The 18,147-nt window shown below is 40.3% G+C and carries 17 protein-coding genes; 2 read left to right on the plus strand and 15 right to left on the minus strand.

The window, feature by feature from the left end; all coding sequences use genetic code 11:
* Position 1: 1 nt before the first annotated feature.
* The 14 genes from kdsA to WDA22_11040 all read right to left on the minus strand — a co-directional run bounded on the left by kdsA (position 2) and on the right by WDA22_11040 (position 15,077).
* Positions 2 to 832, minus strand: a complete 831-nt coding sequence (kdsA, locus tag WDA22_10975) for a 3-deoxy-8-phosphooctulonate synthase (GenBank protein ID MFA5833985.1) — start codon at positions 830 to 832, stop codon at positions 2 to 4.
* Between the two features lie 27 nt (positions 833 to 859).
* The gene (locus WDA22_10980; GenBank protein ID MFA5833986.1) at positions 860 to 2,344 is read right to left on the minus strand and encodes a DUF92 domain-containing protein; all 1,485 of its coding nucleotides are present in this window, start codon (positions 2,342 to 2,344) and stop codon (positions 860 to 862) included.
* The gene (holA, locus tag WDA22_10985; GenBank protein MFA5833987.1) at positions 2,341 to 3,378 is read right to left on the minus strand and encodes a DNA polymerase III subunit delta; all 1,038 of its coding nucleotides are present in this window, start codon (positions 3,376 to 3,378) and stop codon (positions 2,341 to 2,343) included. The genes WDA22_10980 and holA overlap by 4 nt, the downstream gene beginning before the upstream one ends.
* Positions 3,379 to 3,415: 37 nt before the next feature.
* Positions 3,416 to 4,033: a peptidylprolyl isomerase gene (locus WDA22_10990; GenBank protein MFA5833988.1), complete on the minus strand. Its 618-nt coding sequence runs from the start codon at positions 4,031 to 4,033 to the stop codon at positions 3,416 to 3,418.
* A gap of 26 nt (positions 4,034 to 4,059) precedes the next feature.
* The gene (locus WDA22_10995) at positions 4,060 to 4,740 is read right to left on the minus strand and encodes a hypothetical protein (protein MFA5833989.1); all 681 of its coding nucleotides are present in this window, start codon (positions 4,738 to 4,740) and stop codon (positions 4,060 to 4,062) included.
* Positions 4,737 to 5,762, minus strand: a complete 1,026-nt coding sequence (locus WDA22_11000) for a lysylphosphatidylglycerol synthase transmembrane domain-containing protein (GenBank protein ID MFA5833990.1) — start codon at positions 5,760 to 5,762, stop codon at positions 4,737 to 4,739. Before WDA22_11000 ends, WDA22_10995 begins: the two co-directional genes overlap by 4 nt.
* A 19-nt stretch (positions 5,763 to 5,781) precedes the next feature.
* Positions 5,782 to 6,414 (minus strand): outer membrane lipoprotein carrier protein LolA, encoded by a 633-nt coding sequence (locus tag WDA22_11005; GenBank protein ID MFA5833991.1) that lies wholly within the window; start codon positions 6,412 to 6,414, stop codon positions 5,782 to 5,784.
* A gap of 9 nt (positions 6,415 to 6,423) precedes the next feature.
* On the minus strand, positions 6,424 to 8,901 hold the full coding sequence (locus tag WDA22_11010) for a DNA translocase FtsK 4TM domain-containing protein (protein MFA5833992.1): 2,478 nt from the start codon (positions 8,899 to 8,901) through the stop codon (positions 6,424 to 6,426).
* Positions 8,901 to 9,689: a 2-phosphosulfolactate phosphatase gene (locus WDA22_11015; protein MFA5833993.1), complete on the minus strand. Its 789-nt coding sequence runs from the start codon at positions 9,687 to 9,689 to the stop codon at positions 8,901 to 8,903. The genes WDA22_11010 and WDA22_11015 overlap by 1 nt, the downstream gene beginning before the upstream one ends.
* Before the next feature lie 28 nt (positions 9,690 to 9,717).
* A complete protein-coding gene (gene gcvT, locus WDA22_11020; protein ID MFA5833994.1) occupies positions 9,718 to 10,797 on the minus strand; it encodes a glycine cleavage system aminomethyltransferase GcvT in 1,080 nt (359 codons plus the stop codon).
* Positions 10,794 to 11,441, minus strand: coding sequence for a fructose-6-phosphate aldolase (gene fsa, locus WDA22_11025; GenBank protein ID MFA5833995.1), 648 nt, complete (start codon positions 11,439 to 11,441; stop codon positions 10,794 to 10,796). Before fsa ends, gcvT begins: the two co-directional genes overlap by 4 nt.
* A 9-nt stretch (positions 11,442 to 11,450) precedes the next feature.
* Positions 11,451 to 13,037, minus strand: coding sequence for an Rne/Rng family ribonuclease (locus tag WDA22_11030; protein ID MFA5833996.1), 1,587 nt, complete (start codon positions 13,035 to 13,037; stop codon positions 11,451 to 11,453).
* Between the two features lie 237 nt (positions 13,038 to 13,274).
* On the minus strand, positions 13,275 to 14,528 hold the full coding sequence (locus WDA22_11035) for a glycosyltransferase (protein ID MFA5833997.1): 1,254 nt from the start codon (positions 14,526 to 14,528) through the stop codon (positions 13,275 to 13,277).
* Positions 14,529 to 14,534: 6 nt separating this feature from the next.
* Positions 14,535 to 15,077, minus strand: a complete 543-nt coding sequence (locus WDA22_11040; protein MFA5833998.1) for an HAD-IIIA family hydrolase — start codon at positions 15,075 to 15,077, stop codon at positions 14,535 to 14,537.
* Positions 15,078 to 15,163: 86 nt separating this feature from the next.
* Between WDA22_11040 and WDA22_11045 the strand changes: the two genes are divergently transcribed.
* Together WDA22_11045 and WDA22_11050 are read left to right on the plus strand one after the other, a co-directional pair.
* The gene (locus tag WDA22_11045; protein ID MFA5833999.1) at positions 15,164 to 15,865 is read left to right on the plus strand and encodes a metallophosphoesterase family protein; all 702 of its coding nucleotides are present in this window, start codon (positions 15,164 to 15,166) and stop codon (positions 15,863 to 15,865) included.
* A gap of 27 nt (positions 15,866 to 15,892) precedes the next feature.
* The gene (locus tag WDA22_11050) at positions 15,893 to 17,377 is read left to right on the plus strand and encodes a DASS family sodium-coupled anion symporter (GenBank protein ID MFA5834000.1); all 1,485 of its coding nucleotides are present in this window, start codon (positions 15,893 to 15,895) and stop codon (positions 17,375 to 17,377) included.
* A gap of 277 nt (positions 17,378 to 17,654) precedes the next feature.
* Here WDA22_11050 and WDA22_11055 read toward each other — a convergent pair whose 3' ends face one another.
* Positions 17,655 to 17,837: a hypothetical protein gene (locus WDA22_11055; protein ID MFA5834001.1), complete on the minus strand. Its 183-nt coding sequence runs from the start codon at positions 17,835 to 17,837 to the stop codon at positions 17,655 to 17,657.
* Positions 17,838 to 18,147 lie beyond the last annotated feature (310 nt).

Raw genomic sequence — 18,147 nt, forward strand, 5'->3', positions numbered from 1 at the left:
ATTATTTCACAAGTTCTTTTACTATTCTATCAATGGATATCACTTGCTTCAACAGCTTTTCCAATTGATCTAACGGAAGCTGGCTTGCAGCATCACTCATTGCTTTTGCCGGTTCAGGATGCGTTTCCACAAACAAGGCATCAATTCCTACGGCCGCTCCGGCTCTGGACAATGGGAAAATAAACTCCGGTTGTCCGCCGCTTTTACCATTTTCACCGCTTGGTAATTGAACCGAATGTGTCGCATCCAAAACGACCGGATAGCCAAATTTCTTCATCATCACTAATCCGCGCATATCCACAACAAGATTATGATATCCAAATGTTGTGCCCCGCTCCGTTACCATAATTTTTTGATTACCAGTTGAAGCGACTTTTTCGATGGGATGTTTAATATCATCCGGCGCGAGAAATTGACCCTTTTTAATATTCACTACTCTGCCTGTTTTCCCAGCAGCAATCAGTAAATCAGTCTGCCTGCAGAGGAATGCCGGAATCTGTAATACATCGGCAACTTGGGCTACGGTCGTTACTTCTTCACTAGTATGAATATCCGTCAAAATGGGAAGATCAAACGCTTTTTTAACCTCATCCAAGATCTTCAGTGCCTCATCCATTCCAATTGTAACAAATCCTGCCATACTAGTTCGGTTCGCTTTTTTGTAGGACGATTTGAAGATGAGAGGAATCGAATATTTTTCACAGAGAGTTTTTATTTTTTCAGCAGTGAAAAAAATCATATCGCGGTTCTCTACTACACATGGACCGGCAATCAGCGCAAGCGGATTCCCGGCGCCAATGTTTATTGAATGTACTGCTACTTGTTTTTCCATATTATGTAAGGTACCAATCTTTACGGGTTAAAGCAAAAAATACATGGTTGCAGCACCACTGGCAGCACAAAACCAATTTACCATGTCATTCGTGAACCATCGAAATCCTCGCACCAATCGAGTAGGTTTTTCGTCAACTACAGATTTTTCAGTGAGTTTGCCACTCTCCGTTACATATTGCGCTTGAATAGTTGCACCAAGAATGCTGTCGATGATCGAACCAATACATCCAACTGTTACCAAAGCAATTGCAAGTTCAACGGAAAAAGAAGCGCTATTCATCCAACATGCCGAGCAGACGACAATAGTGGTTCCAATTATTCCTCCCGCAAAACCAATAATTGAGACACCACCACTTGTTCCAGTTTCGACTTTTTGAAATGTGATAATCGAGCGAGGTTTTCCTTTCATCAATGTTCCGATTTCAGTCCCCCATGTGTCTGCCGTTACCGCTGCAATTGAAGCGAGATAGACAAAATATAATTCTATGTGTTCAGGAAAAATATACCACAGCAAAATAATAATTCCTGCAATTCCACCATTCGCTGCAACCTGACCTGAATCGCGTTTATCCGTTTTATCGAAGATATGTTCCAGTTTCTTCTTTCTTGATTTTCCATATTTGGAAAGAAGACTAGACGCTATAAAGAATGTAAGGATTGGCACCGTCCACTTCCACCCACCGATTCCGTAGATGATGGTCGCAAGAAGAAAGGTGGCAATGCTGCCACTCAGCGATAAAAATTTAAAATAATAGGAAAGAATACCAATTCCTGCTCCAAGAGCAATGGCTGTGATCAATTGTTCGGGTACATGATGCGGCGAGATTGTTAAAAAATAATGAAGGATAAATGCTGTACTCAACGGCACAGTAAAATTATCGAGACCTTTAAAACTGATCAATTCCCACCCTGTCGCAAAAAGCGAAGTGACTACCGCAATAATAATTATCGATGTTTCAGCTGTAACATTGAAAAAATAAAAACCTAACAGGATACTGGCTACCGTCGAAAGAAACATTGTTATGCTTCCTTCCACTGTTTTTTTATTTGCTCCAATCGACAGAAAGTGTCGTGTGCGTACATTTTGCCCGATGATCGCTGCAAGAGCATCCGGAATTGCGAGAATGAGAACGGAAATAGAAAGGATCATGGGAGAAATGTCCCAAAATAGGAGAACGAGAACTAAAAATGATAGTGGATGATACATCGTTCCATAAGAAGTTCGGTCTGTTCCGTGAATGCTTTTCAGAAAATCAAAACGGATTGAAAGAAATGTCCCAATCACCATAATTCCGGCAATGGTAACAGCGGGAATACCAGAGTAGAATACATACGGAGCACACATCATTAATATGCCGGAAATTATGTGCACGAACTTTCGAGTAAATTCTGAATCGCCGTTGAACAACCTGCGAATCAACTCTGCTGCTGCAATTAAAAGGACAACGAGGAAAAACACGATAGCGAGAAATAGCCATTCGTCTGAAGTAGGCGCAGAGAATAATCTCATATTACCGCTGTTTCTTCCATATGATAGGACGTTCCCGAGATGATCTCGGCAATCGCTTTTGTCAGAATACGTTTCGAATCACCCGATGATTTTGCAGCGAGATCTGCTTCAGCTAGAAGGACAAAAACATTTTCGATCTCATTCGGTTTGTAGTTCTTTGCTTGTGCAACATAGGATTTCAAATAAAACGGGTGGGTTGATGCTATCCGGGCAAGATCCGGCTCCGATTTTCCGTTCCGCATACCATCCTGTAATTTCCATAATTTTACAAAGTGGAGCGTTAATACAGCAATAATTCCTACCGCACTTTCTCCGGAACTCACCAATCGGTCCGCAATTTCAATTGATTTTGCCATGTTCTTTTCGGCAATCTTATTTGCCAGTTCAAACGGTGAAAATTCACGAGAAACACCGACAACATGTTCAACATCTTTCACCGTAATGCTTGCATTGTTTTCTACAGTGAGCAATAATTTTTCAATCTCATTCGACAGTTCACGGAGCGAACTTCCAACATAGGAAAAGAGTAATTGTACTGCCGCGGGCTCTATGGATCGCTTCAATTTTTTCATTCGGGATTCAATCCACGCGGTTGTTTCAAAATCCCTCAGCGGTGATGCTTCAAACACAACACCTAGTTTTTTAAATGTGCTGAAGGGTTTTTTACGAAAATCAGGAGTATGCGCAATTAAAACGAGGATTGTTGAAGCTGATGGCTTTTCAACGTAGGTTTCCAGTGCTTCTTTTCCGCTCACTCGGTCAAAATCTTTAATGATCACTACACGACGATCCGCCATCATAGGATACGATGAAGCAAGCGAAACGATCTTCTTACCATCGATCTCGGTTCCATGGATAAGATCAAAATTGAACTCCTTCATGGCTGGATCAACTGCTTGTTCGATCAAAACATCAACCACTTCTTCAATCAAAAATGACTCTTCTCCGCAGAAAAAATACACAGGAGCAAACTGTTTCTTCTTGAACGAAGAAATAAACTGTTCCGGCTCAAATTTTTCTTTGGATTTTGCCATAAAAAAAAGGGCAGGAAATAATACCTGCCCGTCAATATCATTCAATCACTGTCATTTTTTTAATCATTACTTTTTCAAGCGGATTATCTCGTGGATCGCGTGGAACAGCAACGATCTTGTCAACAACATCCATTCCTTCAACAACTTTTCCAAAGACAGAATATTGTCCATCTAAGAATGTCGTCGGGACAACAGTGATATAAAACTGGCTTCCATTTGACATTTTCTGGGGATTGATCTGATCTCCCTGTCGTGCCGCGGCAATCACACCCCGATCGTGCGGTAGACCAATCTCAGCATCGATGCGATATTCCGGACCTCCCATACCATGAGTGCTTCGTTCACCGTTCTTTGAATTCGGATCACCCCCTTGAATCATGAAATTCGGAATCACGCGATGGAATGTTGTGCTGTCGTAGTAACCATCTTTCGCTAATTTACGAAAGTTCGCAGAGTGTTTCGGCGCAACAGAATCGTTTAATTGAATGGTAATGTTACCAAGCGATGTCTCGATCGTAACAAAACCTTTTTTGGGGTTTGCTGTTTGTTCGCTCACGGCGGATTTTCCTTTTTTATTTTTGGAAGATTTTTTTTGTGCGTCTGATAATTGTGATATCAGCAACGCACCACACAGAAGCAGGTAAAGATATTTCATATTTCCTTTATAGTTGAATGAAGTAATTAAAGATATTGAATAATGCCAAAACGTATGCCGGCATGGAAATACCGCAACGATACAGGTGATGTTGAATTTGGAGCAAAAAGATTAAGCCCCTTGCTATCTTTCAATTCGCCCAAAAATTCCCAGCCCAATGAACCGCCGATATAACCGAAAAAATTATCATCAAACGCTGTTTGGCCGACCACTTCAGCTTTCACACCAATTCCGCTAGATACATATTCTGTGACAATACCAAACGTTGACACTTTTTGTGAAGCATAACCAAAATGATATCCTCCGCCGGCGCCAATCTTGAAAAAAAAACCCTTGCCGCTAATGATTTTTTGAATCGTTATCGTAGGAGATTGCGTGGAATAATAGAGATCGTATATTCCCCCAAGTTTTCCCGGTACAGAATACGATTTGAATAGATAAGCGTGTTCTAGTTTAACACCCCAGTCGTTAGCAATGGGAAATTCCACTCCTCCGAAAAAGTCAACGGCAGTCCCAAAATCATCCACGCGTTGAGAGAATATTGTTACCGTATTGATATATTCTACAATATCCGGTGCCGAAACAACATGAACGCCCATTCCGCCAAAGAATGCAAACGAATTGTCACGCACCTTCGGTGCAGATAATGAATTGTCTTGAGACAATCCAAAGGTGACAAACACAAATAATATACAGAGCTGCTTCACGATATTTTTTCTTCCGGCTCCCCTTTGCCGACCACATCACTCACGTGCATCCTGTCGATTAAAAAATAATACAATCCCAATACCGTTGTTGTGATAAATCCAACGGCGTGGGTATACACAGCATAACTTAGCGCACTATCAGAATCGACATTAAAAATCTGGGTAAGCGTAAAAGATGTAAATGCGTGATAACTTCCGATCCCGCTCGGGGTCGGCAAGGCAAAAGCAAACCCCGAAGCCACCTGCAAAACAGCAGCTGCGCCAAAATTTATCTCGCTGTTGCTGGAAAAATCATAAATAAAAAAAGGGACGTACAATAATATGGTATAGAGAATCCAGATCATGAAACTCGTCACAGCAATCATTAAAAAATTACCGGGATGTTTAGCCGCTTGAAAACCTGTTAAGAACGAATCAAATATCTTTTCTACTTGCACTCGAAATTTTGTCGGCAGAAGAACGAGAAATTTTTTCAGGAACTGGAATAATATTTCGGCTTTCAAAAAAATGAGCACAAAAACAATCAGCATCACAATTGCACCTACGAAAAACAGCCATTCAAACTCTGCCATACTGGGAAACCAAATGGTAAACGGTTTTGCGTAAATTGCCATTACGGTCAATACAATAATGGCAAATGTTACAAGATCCAATACCCGCTCAAGGACAATTGTCCCCAATGTTGCACTCCTGGAAACTCCTTCCAATTTCTTCAAAGCATACGGGCGGACGAACTCCCCAAGCCGTGGAACAACATTGTTGACCAGATAGCCGATCATCGTTGCAGAAAATGCATTTCGGAGAGAGATATTTTGTTTAATCGGAAACAACAAGTATTTCCAGCGCCATGCACGCAACAAATGACTCAACGCACTTCCAACAAACAATACTACGAACCAACTCCAATGGACATCAATTAATGAATGCCATAATTGATCAATATTTTTCCCTTGAAATGCGAGATACAAAAACAGCACTGTAAGAGCAATGCTGAATAGTGTACTGATGGTATTTTTTATCAAGGAATTCAATAGTAATGATTTATTGAAGCTTTGTTAGGTCCACAATATTCATATCACCCGAGATCTCAAATTGGAAATCTTTTTCGGCGATACCTTTATTGAACACGATGGATGAAAGTGAAATTGTCGTTGTGGTACTATTTTTATCGGTGATCTCTATTTTTTCAAAAATCCAAGTTTCTGGATTAACCCAAACTTTCAAAGCCAAAATTAAGGATGTTGTCGATCCCGTTTTGGTTGGCTGAAGACTCAGCACAACATATTGCGAATCCTTTTCAACATGTGTAGCCGAAAATTCCTTCGGTAACCCAAGCAAAAATTTGTCTGGAGAGAATGGCTGGCGATTTTGTTTAAATGTATCTTTAAGAACTTGCTTGGTCGCCGGAGTATACATCCATACGGTTTTACCGTCTGTTACAATCGTTTGTTGATTGGTTTCAAGACGATATTTATTCCCTTTTTTGATCTTGACTGTGCCCACATTCTGCTGTCCGTTTTTCTTGAACCGCAAATTTACCGTTTGAGTAAAAGAAGCTGACGCATCGTTCATACCGGAGTAACGAGATTGAATTTTTTTCAACACCTCTGTGGGAGAAAGATCTTGGGCAGAAACAATCGATAATAACAACAATATGAACGAAAGGAATTTCATCAGCAGGATTTATAAACTCTTAAGAATAATTTCCAATTGTGATTCGTCTTCAATCATCACTTCGCGTGCTTTACTGCCGTCAAATTGGCCTACAATTCCGGCTTCTTCTAATTGATCGACAAGCCGTGCTGCGCGTGAATATCCGACACTTAATCTACGCTGCAATAAAGAAACCGAACCTTGTTGATGCCGAACGATTATGCGGGCCGCTTCTTCAAATAGTTCATCGCGTTCTCCGCCATTTCCTCCGTTTCCCCCCTTTTTCTTTTCGAGCGCTGAGGGAAGTTCATACATCTTACTATATCCTTGTTGTTTGCCGATATGCTCGACAATTCCTTCAACCTCTTCGGTAGAGATATACGCATTCTGTATTCGGATCGCTTTGGGGCTGCTGGATGAGAGATACAACATATCTCCGCGACCAATCAATTGTTCTGCACCGCTGCCATCAAGGATGGTGCGCGAATCAATCTTAGATGAAACAGCGTAAGCAATACGCGAGGGAAAGTTCGCCTTAATCACACCCGTGATAACATCAACCGATGGACGCTGTGTTGCAAGGACAAGATGGATCCCAACTGCTCGAGCAAGCTGCGCGATACGAGCAATGGATTCTTCTACTTCTTTTGCTGTTGTCATCATCAAATCTGCAAGTTCATCAACAATAACAACAATGTACGGCAGAAATCGATGTTTAATGATTTCAGTATCTTTTCCTTTTAAACGGCCATCTTTAAACCGAGCGTTGTAATCCGTCACGTGTCGAACCCCAGCCGATGCGAGCAGATCATATCGTCTCTCCATCTCAATCACGCACGATTTCAATGCGAGTACAGCATTTTGCGGTTGTGTGATGATCCGCTCATCGATATCGGGCGAAACGGCAAGATAATGATTTTTTAAATTTTCATAGAGATTCAACTCAATTTTTTTAGGATCGACGAGAATGAATTTTAATTCAGATGGATGCAGCCGATATAATAAACTTGCAATGATCGTGTTGATTCCAACGCTTTTTCCCATGCCTGTAGCGCCGGCAATAAGAACATGTGGCATCTTCGCTAGATCGTCGATAAAGATTTCACCAGTGATTGTTTTCCCCATGGCAAGCGGCAGAGCAGATTTGCTGTCCCGAAATTTTTCAGAGTTGAGGATGCTTCGAATCGTAACAATCTGAGGCTTGTTATTTGGAATTTCTACGCCGACAGTTCCTTTTCCGGGAATTGGTGCTTCTATACGAATACCGCGCGCCTGCATGGCAAGGGCAAGATCGTTGGACAGCGATGTGATCTTCGAAACCTTTACACCTGTAGCCGGCACAAGTTCATACAATGTTACAACAGGTCCCGGAGTCACACTCACATTGGCTATTTCAACATCAAAATCGGCCAGCTTTGCCTGAAGCTGTGCTGCATTACTCTTCAGTTCTTCATCACTTATTTTTTCTTCGTATTTCTTTGGATCAAGAAGTTCTACTGACGGAAACACATAGTCAATCTCTTCATCGTCAACCTCGCGTTCTTCAAGATCCGCTTCTTTTTCTGTGACACCTTCGTTGATTTCTAAAGGAATGTCAGAATCATCAATTGACGACGAAATCTCTTCGCCCAATTTTTTGACATCAATCGGAGCACGTTTAACAATTTCTTTCTTCGGCTGAATAATTTTTGATTCAGGCCGTTGTTCTTGAATCTGCAGTTCGGAATCGGGACGCTTTACTTTAATCTCCGCAGCCGTTTTCTTTTTTTCTTCTTCACGCTGCATTGCACGGACTTCCTGTTGTTCTTTCCATTCTTCCATTTTAGCACCGAAGATCTCACCAAGCGTCACAACAAAACTTTTAATCCGTTCTGAAGTCTTGTGAAGATCAAGATCGATTGCAAGAGTCAGTGTAACAATAGTCAGCGATAATGTAATTATGATTCCACCGGTCAGTCCAACAGACTGTTGAAGTATCGTGGAAAAAAATGCACCGTAACTTCCATGCCATTCTGATGAAATCACATCTGCTAATCCCGTTTTCCGCAATAGACCGAAGAATGCTGCTCCTAGCAGCGACAAAACAATGGCGTAATTGGTAAAATACACGAGTCGGCGAATATCTCCATTTCGCAACATTGTCCATCCCCACATTAGCAGCAAGGTCGGAACGATGAATGCAAAGAGTCCAACTGTTGAGTTAATAAGGAAATTAGAGAGAATTGCACCGAATAGGCCGAGCCAATTGGTGGTCAATTCAGATTTTTGTTGGATCAGAGGATCGTTGGTAAATACTTTGTACAGATCGGAAAAACGAACATCACCGTTTGCTTCATCGGCTGAAGAATAAGAGACCATCGACAATAATGCCATGATCCCGAAGACGATAACGAGAAACGAAAGAACTTGTTTTCGCTGCTGCGATGTTTTCTTCGCTCCGTTATCAGATTTTTTCTTGCGTGCGGGTTGCTGTGGAATTTCTTGTTGTGGCAATGGAAAATCTTCCATTATTCTCCTTTTCCACCGGATGTATCAATACTGATCGGGACATGCGGAACACTAGGATCCGCTTTCTTTTTTAATTTAATCACATTGCTGGAAAGTTCTGGAACAACATCGAACGCATCAACATTCGTACAGAATTCCAAATCGGTTTCAAAACCAATTTCCAAAAGAAATTTTCCGTGATCACATGTCCGCGCCATCTTTAAAAGATTCTTGCTTGCACTTTTGTACAATGTATACGCTGCTGCACCCGAATCGTTGAATTCAAATTCAGTATTTTTATCGTCCATTAATTCTTTAATAATCATGCCTGCGCAGACAGCATCTTCCACGCAAAACTGCGTATGCTTTCCGGCGCAGAGAATAAATACATCATCTTTCAATTCAGTAATCCGTCTAACTGCCGCGGACATATTCACGAATCCTGCAATAATAAGATTCTTTGCATATCGGGCCTTCCACATCGCGGGCGCACCGTTGGAAGTGTAAAAAATAATTGATTTCCCCTTTACTGCTTCCTCGGTATATTCCAAAGGAGAGTTTCCAAGATTGAATCCTTCAATGATCTTCCCGTTCCGTTCGCCGCCTCGAAGTACAACGTCACCAAACAAATTACCGGAAACTTTTACTGCCGATTCAATAGTGTTTACTGGAATAATTTCTTTCGCTCCGTTATTCAACGCAGTGATCACCGATGTACTGGCGCGCAAGACATCGATCACAACAACATTCTTGTCACGCAAGAATAGGTCGTCGATCTGGGATGGTGAAAAAAACACTTCAATTTTCATAATGAACTCCCCCGAACTGCCGCAGCAATTATTTTTTCAAAAACGGCAAAGCAACGATCGTTGCATCGATAAATTTTCCCCGCACATCGATTTGAATCTTACTTCCTGTCTCTGCAAAAGGAGCATTCACATATCCCATCGCAATACCTTTTTCAAGCGACGGGGAGAATGTTCCGCTTGTTACAACCCCCACGTTTGCGCCGTTTACCAACAACGGATAACCATGTCGGGGGACAGCTTTTTCCTGCAGCATCATTCCAACTAATTTCTTTTTTGGGCCTTCTGATTTTGCCTTCTCAAGGACAGGTTTTGCAATGAAATCACCTTTTGCCAATTTTGTAATCCATCCTAATCCACCTTCAATCGGATTAGTCGTTTGGTCTATATCATTTCCATATAAACAATATCCCATTTCCAAACGAAGTGTGTCACGCGCTCCCAACCCGATTGGTGCAATTCCAAATTCTTTTCCAGCATCAAATATCGCGTTCCAAATTTTTTCGGAATATTTCACATCAAAATAGACTTCAAATCCCATTTCACCCGTATAACCGGTTCGGGAAATAGTCATATCAACACCGGCTAGATTTCCCTGGACAAAATGATAATACGAAATTGTCGAAAGATTCACCGAGGTCAATTTCTGCATTGTCTCAAGTGATTTTGGCCCTTGAACCGCTAGCAGTGCTGTTCCATCGCTTTTGTTTTCAAATGAAACATCGGACGGGCAATGTTCTTTCATCCATTTCCAATCCTTGTCGATGTTTGACGCATTGACAACAATCATATAAGAATTTTCTGCCAGCATATAAATGAGCAGATCGTCAACAATACCGCCATTGTCGTAACACATGGCTGAATATTGGGCTTTTCCTGGAACCAGTTTCGAAACATCATTAACAGTAATCTTTTGCAAGAAAGATAGTGCATTACTTCCTTTTGCAAAAAATTCACCCATATGGGAAACATCAAAAACACCGACAGCATTTCGCACTTTCTTGTGCTCATCCATAATGCCGGCATATTGTACGGGCATTTCAAATCCGCCGAAAGGTACTATTTTTGCTCCGGCTTTTTGGTGAATTTCAAAAAATGGTGTACGTTTCATTTTGCTTGTCCTTTTTTCCAATCAGCAAGAAATTTTTCAAGTCCGATATCTGTCAATGGATGTTTAATCAACTGATCGATCACTTTGAGTGGCATGGTACAAACGTGCGCACCCATGAGTGCAGCTTGCATCACATGAATAGGATGACGGACACTGGCAACAAGAACTTCCGTCTCAAATCCGTAGTTGTTATAGATCGTCACAATCTGTTCAATCAATTGCATTCCATCCGTGCTGATATCATCAAGACGTCCAACAAATGGACTGATATATGTTGCGCCTGCTTTCGCAGCAAGCAACGCTTGATTCGCGGAAAAACAAAGCGTCACATTTGTTCTGATACCTTCAGTATGAAACGCTTTTGCTGCTTTCAATCCGTCTTTGATCAACGGAAGCTTGATAACAATATTGTCATGAATTTTTGCAAGCTCTTTTCCTTCTTTCATCATCCCGGCAAAATCCATCGACACCACTTCTGCACTGATCGGTCCGTTCACAACGGCACAGATTTCTTTCAGCAGCGGAATAAATTCTTTTCCTTCCTTTGCAACAAGCGATGGATTTGTCGTTACACCGTCAAGCACACCGAGATCATTTGCTTCTTTAATCTCGGCAAGATTTGCGGTATCAATAAAAAATTTCATTCCGTTCTCCTAATTTAAAAATTCCGGGGTAATATCTTTGTCTTGTTTTATAGAAATAAATCTAAATTCGTCGATCGGAAGGGATTTATCTTCTTCGATGGTAATCCATTTAAAGAAGTTTAATCGCATCTGCCATTTACGGTTGAAAAATCCGGTTGTAATATATTCGGCCATGCTTGGATGGACCCGTAAATGTAGTCGAAACTCTTTTCCTTCTGCACGATACCGGCGCAGCCAGCGTTCAATATGGCTTAATATTGTCGTTTTTGATTGAATCATTCCAGTTCCACCGCAGACTGGACATGGTTCGGTGAAACTATGAATAACACTTTGTCGTTGACGCTGACGGGTGATCTGCATAATACAAAAATCGGTCAGCGGAAGAATCGTGTGTTTCGAACGATCTCGCTTAAACTCTTTCTTCATTTCGTCATAGACTTTTTTCTTATTTCTATCATCCAGCATATCAATGAAGTCTATTACGATGATCCCGCCGAGATCGCGTAATCGGATTTGGCGGGAAATCTCACGCGCTGCTTCAAGGTTAGTGCGAAGTGAATTTTCTTCCTGCTCTTTGCTCGCAGCGTAGCGTCCGCTGTTCACGTCAATAACAACCATTGCTTCTGTCTGCTCTACAATAATATATCCGCCATGTTTCAGCCACACTTTACGAGCAAGAAGTGTCGCAATTTCTTTTTCAATTCCGAATGCATCAAAGATCGGTTCCCGTTTTCCGTAAAATTCTACGCGATCTGCCATTTCCGGTGAGAATACTTTCACGTACGATTTGATCTCTTTGAAAAGTTTTTTATCATCCGTAACGACCCGTTCGACCTGTTCACTGAACAGATCACGGATCACGCTGGATGTTGTGGCCATATCCTTATAGATCAATGAAGGGGGTTGTTCTTCTTTTGCACTCTTTTCAATTTCACGCCATGAAACAAGAAGCGATTCAAGATCGTTTAGAAATAATTTCTCATCTTGGTTTTCAGCATTTGTCCGGACAATGACCCCAAATCCTTGTGGAAGAATGCTCCTGACTAATCGGCGCAACCGACGGCGTTCGCGGAAACTGCTGATCTTTTTGGAAATACCAACTTTACCATCAAATGGCAGAAGAACGAGAAATCGTCCTGGCAACGAAACTTGCGATGTTACCCTGACCCCTTTTTTTGCAACCGGTTCTTTTGTCACTTGAACAATAATTTCTTGTCCTTTTTGAAGATTTACCTGTTTACGACGTTCTTCGCGAGGTTTCTTTTCCGGTCTTGGCTTTGCTACTGCGGGAGCAGATCCGTTTTCTTGATGTTCATCTCCTTCTTCATCATCGTCTTCATCATCCAACATCGCATTGTATTCATCCTGAACATCGCTGATGTCAGAAAAATGGAGAAATGCATCTTGAGGAAGCCCAATATCAATAAATGCAGCTTGAATCCCCGGCATTACCTTGGCAACTTTGCCAAAGTATATATCACCAACCATCCGTTCTTTTTCGGGTGTTTCTACAAATAATTCCGCCAATTTCGACTCTTCGGTGATGGCGATTCGGATCTCATTCCCGACGGAATTAATCAAAATTTCCTTTTTCATTTACATCAATAACCTTTCACAATACAAACAAGTTCTTTCGCTTGTCAAGTTTCTTAATAATAAAACTGACCCCATTATTGAGGTTCACAATTGTTTTTCCCCGTCACACTTTATAGTAATAGCATAGATATTATATAACTATTACAGCCTTTTCTTCACAAATTACTTGAAATTTACGAAAATATCGGTTGGCTTGCAAGACTAGTTTCTTTGAGCAGTAAACATTCAAAAAACGGATCAAATAGACGAATTTAAGATCTTTACCAACTGTTCAGCTATCGCTTCCCTGCTATATTGTTTTGCTAATTCTGGTTTGGGTGTAAGATGTTTTAGTCGTTCAAAAATATCATTTTTATCATACTGATAAGGAAGTAAAATTCCTGCATTTGCCTGAGAGAGTATTCCATCTACCTCTTTGTTATCATCTCCAAACGCTATAATCTTATTCCCTGTGCGAAGATATTCGAACAATTTTCCTGGAACGTGACGTTTTTCCGTTGCGCACACAAGCAGATATTTAGCATTCATCATTTCTTTTAATACATCCTGGTAAGGAAGAAATCCCAAGTACTCCGTGTAATCATCTAATCCTGAATCTGAGATTGCCTTTTTAATATCAGGACTTACGGTGCCAACAAATCTAATTCGTAAATTTCTCCCTTGGCTAATCTCGTACCGTATGTTTTTCCATAATCCTTTTGGATTTTGATAATCAAAGATGTTTCCAGCGTGCAAAACAACTTCTGCAGGAGATGAAGATGCTTGCATTGAAAAATTCTCTTCATTATATCCCCAATAAAGAACATGGGATTTCTCTTTAATCCAGGAATATTTTTTGATATAATCTTCCTGAGCACTCTTTGTAACAAAAATTATCTGCTGGGCAGATCGAAATGTAGATTTTTCAAAATAGTTATCAATTGCAAGCGTTAAAGCACTTCGTTTAAAATCCTTGTAGTACACAATATCTACCCAAGGATCAATCAAAACGGGAATATGAGGAATACCATATCGTTTGCCTAATTTTTTCCCGATCAAGTGAGAACTATGTGGCGGACCAATTGACACGATTGCTTTTGGTTTTTCAGATTTGATCAGCATTTCTCCGCCACTTAATGCTGAAAAATACCATCCGATCCTTGCATCCGGGACGAATAGGTTCATCCTAATCCATATGGACAGTTTGTGTTTCCAATCGGTATTAGTCAGCGAGATTGTTTCAGACGCCACAAGAGGAGAATCAGATTTCTTTCCAAGGAATTTTCGGTACATGTTGAACGGTTCGTTTGCAGCAGTCTTAACCACTTTGATATTTGTATCAATTTCACTCATCAAACTATTATCAACGTGTGAAAATGAATCCTCATCTACGGTTAACACACTCGGCATCCAAGCAAGTTTTGGCAAATGCTTGATAATGAATAACGGCCAATGCAGCGATGCTTTTCCGGAAGGGGGCCAAAAATACGATATGAAAAGTACATTATTCATTAAAGGCTATTTGGTAAGCCATAAATCCGTTACCGCATCATCTTTCCATTTCAATGAAATAAATAAATCACATACTTCACGAACGCAACCATTCCCTCCATTTGTTTTCGTGATATAATGTGCAATTTTTTTGTTAATTGCGGTTGCGTCTGCCGGTGTTGCAGCAAAGCCAACTTTTTTTAAGACAGGAATGTCATTAATATCGTCCCCAATGAACGCAATCTCGTTCCATTCCAACGAATATTTTTTCATGAGTAGTTCAATCGTTTCCTTTTTATTTATAACGCCTTGATGAAGTTCGTCCACCTTTAAGCGTTCAGCTCGCTTTTCGACAATTTTAGTGTTCTCCGTGGTAACAAGAGCAATTGTATATCCGGCTTTCTTCAATAACATCATTCCCATTCCATCGCGAATAGAAAATTTCTTTAATTCTATTCCATTCTCGGAATAGTATGCTCCGGAATCTGTAAGGACACCATCAACATCCATTGCAATCAGTTTAATTTTTTTTAGTCTTGAAATCAGAGTTTTGTTCATGATCTTTCTCAAATAGTTCGTTGCATCAAACTACGAAATTTTTGTCTCATCCCAAAGATTGTCATTCATCTTCCAAAAAATATTATTACATTTACCGTATGAAAATTGCGATTCTGTCGGATATTCACGGAAACTTACAAGCATTGCAATCTGTCTTTTCAACAATTGATTTAATGGACATCCGCGAGATTATTTGTTTGGGAGACATTGTCGGATATGGAGCAAATCCGAATGAGTGTATTGAATTGATACAATCACGGAAGATTCCCTCTGTTGTCGGAAATCATGATAAAGCTGTTATTGGAGAAATTCCTATTGAAAATTTCAGCGAGACTGCACGAAGAGGTGTTCTCTGGACTCAATCCGTTATTTCAACAGCAAACAAGAATTTTCTTGCCAGCTTGAATTTTAGCATTAAAGAATACAGTGCTCTGTTTGTGCATGGCTCTCCAGATTCACCGGAAAATTTTCGCTATCTGTTCGATCAAGAAGACGCTGCAGAAAGTTTTCACGCATTTACTGAGCAAATTTGTTATATAGGACATACACACCGACCTGAAATTTTTTGCGAAGATGGGATTACCGATCAATTAATGTTGGATAAGCGATACATCGTAAATGTTGGCAGCGTTGGTCAACCAAGAGATGGGGATCGGCGTTCTTGTTTTGTTGTATACGACACAGAACAGTTTACTGCAAATTTTATTCGAGTGGAATATGATATCGAAAAAGCTCGCACAAATATTCTAGATGCCGGTTTGCCTCAAAAGCTAGCCGATCGATTATTGATTGGGGTATAAGTGTAAAAAAGCAACTCTTTTAATTCTATGATAAAAGAAAAAATTTCACTCATCGAAGAGCGATTTGAAATCCTCCGACGCCGTTCTGGTCTTATTATTGCGCCGATAATTTTTCTTATTATTTATTTCTTACCTATATCCATACTCAATGAACAGACGCATTCACTTGCAGCACTAGTAAGTTTGATTGTTATTCTTTGGCTTACGGAAGCTCTCCCGCTGTATATTACCGGATTACTTGTCCCCGTTTTGTTAATCGTTCTTGGAATCACCTCTGCACAAAAAGCGTTTTCCCCATTTGCAGATCCCATCATGTTTTTATTTATCGGCGCATTTATTTTGGCAAAAGCGATACAACTTCATGGATTGGACAAACGATTTGCTTACACCGTATTAACAATGAAATTGGTCAATGGTAATCCAAGCCGGATCATGTTTGCTTATGGTGCAGTGTGTTGTACCATTTCCATGTGGATTTCCAATACTGCAACAACAGCAATGATGTTTCCAATCGGATTAGCAATAATTTCCATGCTGTATTCAAAGGAAGGAAACCGAGTCCGCGAAGAGTATGCTACTGGAATGATGTTAATGTGCGCATTTGCATCTTCCGTTGGGGGACTTGCAACACCGGTGGGTACACCGACAAATCTTATTGGCATCGGCTTCATTGAAAGACAATTAGGTCGTCACATCGCTTTTTTTGAATGGGTGGCATTTGCCATGCCGATTGTCATTGTCATGTATCTCGCTCTTTTCTTGTATCTCAATTATTTTTGCGGAGTTGGAAAAACACACATTGAAGGACTCCATGATTTGCTCGAACAAGAACAAAAAAAACTCGGCGCACTTTCTGTTGCAGAACGTAATACACTCATCGCATTCGGTGTTACCGTACTATTGTGGATACTCCCGGGTATATTTGCGCTGACAATTGGCGATACACATCCTGTAACAGTAGCATATTCAAAACAGCTTCCCGAGAGTGTCGTTGCACTGATCGGTGCTGTGTTATTGTTCTTTCTTCCGGCGCAGTCCAAAAATGAAGGAAAAAAGAAATATGTCATGAATATTTCACACGCTGTACAAATAGATTGGGGCGTACTTGCTTTATACGGAGGGGGAATTACATTAGGACAAATGGTTTTTGAAACAAAACTTGCAGAAATTATCGGTTCACAGCTAGCCGGATTTATCCCAACTGATGGTATAGGATTATTAGCAATAACATCCGCACTTGCTACCGTTACGAGTGAATTGACATCAAATGTATCGTCGGCAAATATGATTGTTCCGCTGGTAATTGTTTTGGCACAGCATTCTGCTTTTCAAGCAGCGATTGCTGCAACGATGGCAGCATCACTTGGCTTTATGCTCCCAATTTCTACGCCAACCAATGCGATTGTTTACAGTTCCGGATATGTTCCGCTCGGTAAAATGATCCGGTATGGACTGTTGCTTGATTTGGTAGGATTTGTGATTATTGTAGCAGGGATTTCGCTGCTAATCTAATGAAGGAGTAAATTAAACAGTAAACGTAATAATTTATTTTTGAAAATTATGGTCACGCTCAAATTTGACCATTTCAAATTTCCATTGACGAATAAAATTTTGGAAGTGTTCATTAGCTCTGATTTGTTCAAGAAAGATATTTTTTTTGATATCTTTCAAATGTAGAAGAGGACCTCTATATCGTGTATCCTTTTTTTGTCTCATTCTAGCCCCCTAGAATAGTATGTTAAAAAATTCTCTCTTCTTATTGAATGTTTGTAATAACTATTGAGAAAATTTATTGCGTTGACTTTACATTTTCCTCATGTTTTGCCATTGCATCACCCCACTGTTTAATAAATTCCTGAAAAACAGGGCTGTTATATACTCTATCCATAATTCGTTCTTTTTCTTCATCATGAATACGTACCGAAGATTGCGGGAAAATCGGCTTTATTTGGGGGATAAAAAATGTGTTCATAACGATCCTTTCTTGTATTGATGCTATTAAGAATTGCAACATATCTGCCAAGAAAGAATGGCCTTTTTTACGCAAATTTAGGGGGAAAGTAATGGAAGATTTTGAAATTTCTACAAACAACAAATTGATGGGTTTAATTGAACGATATTTTGCAATTATTCACTGATGTTATGCAAAGACTGAAAATTCTTCTTATCTCGTCCTCGACGAGTCGAGTCGTCGACCTAAAGGGACTCTCAATTTGGAAATCGTAATGTACTACAAATATTACGCGCCTACGGCGCATCTTAAAACCGATAAAATAATGAAT

The organism is Bacteroidota bacterium, assembly GCA_041658205.1.
Lineage (GTDB): Bacteria > Bacteroidota > Ignavibacteria > UBA10030 > UBA8401 > UBA8401.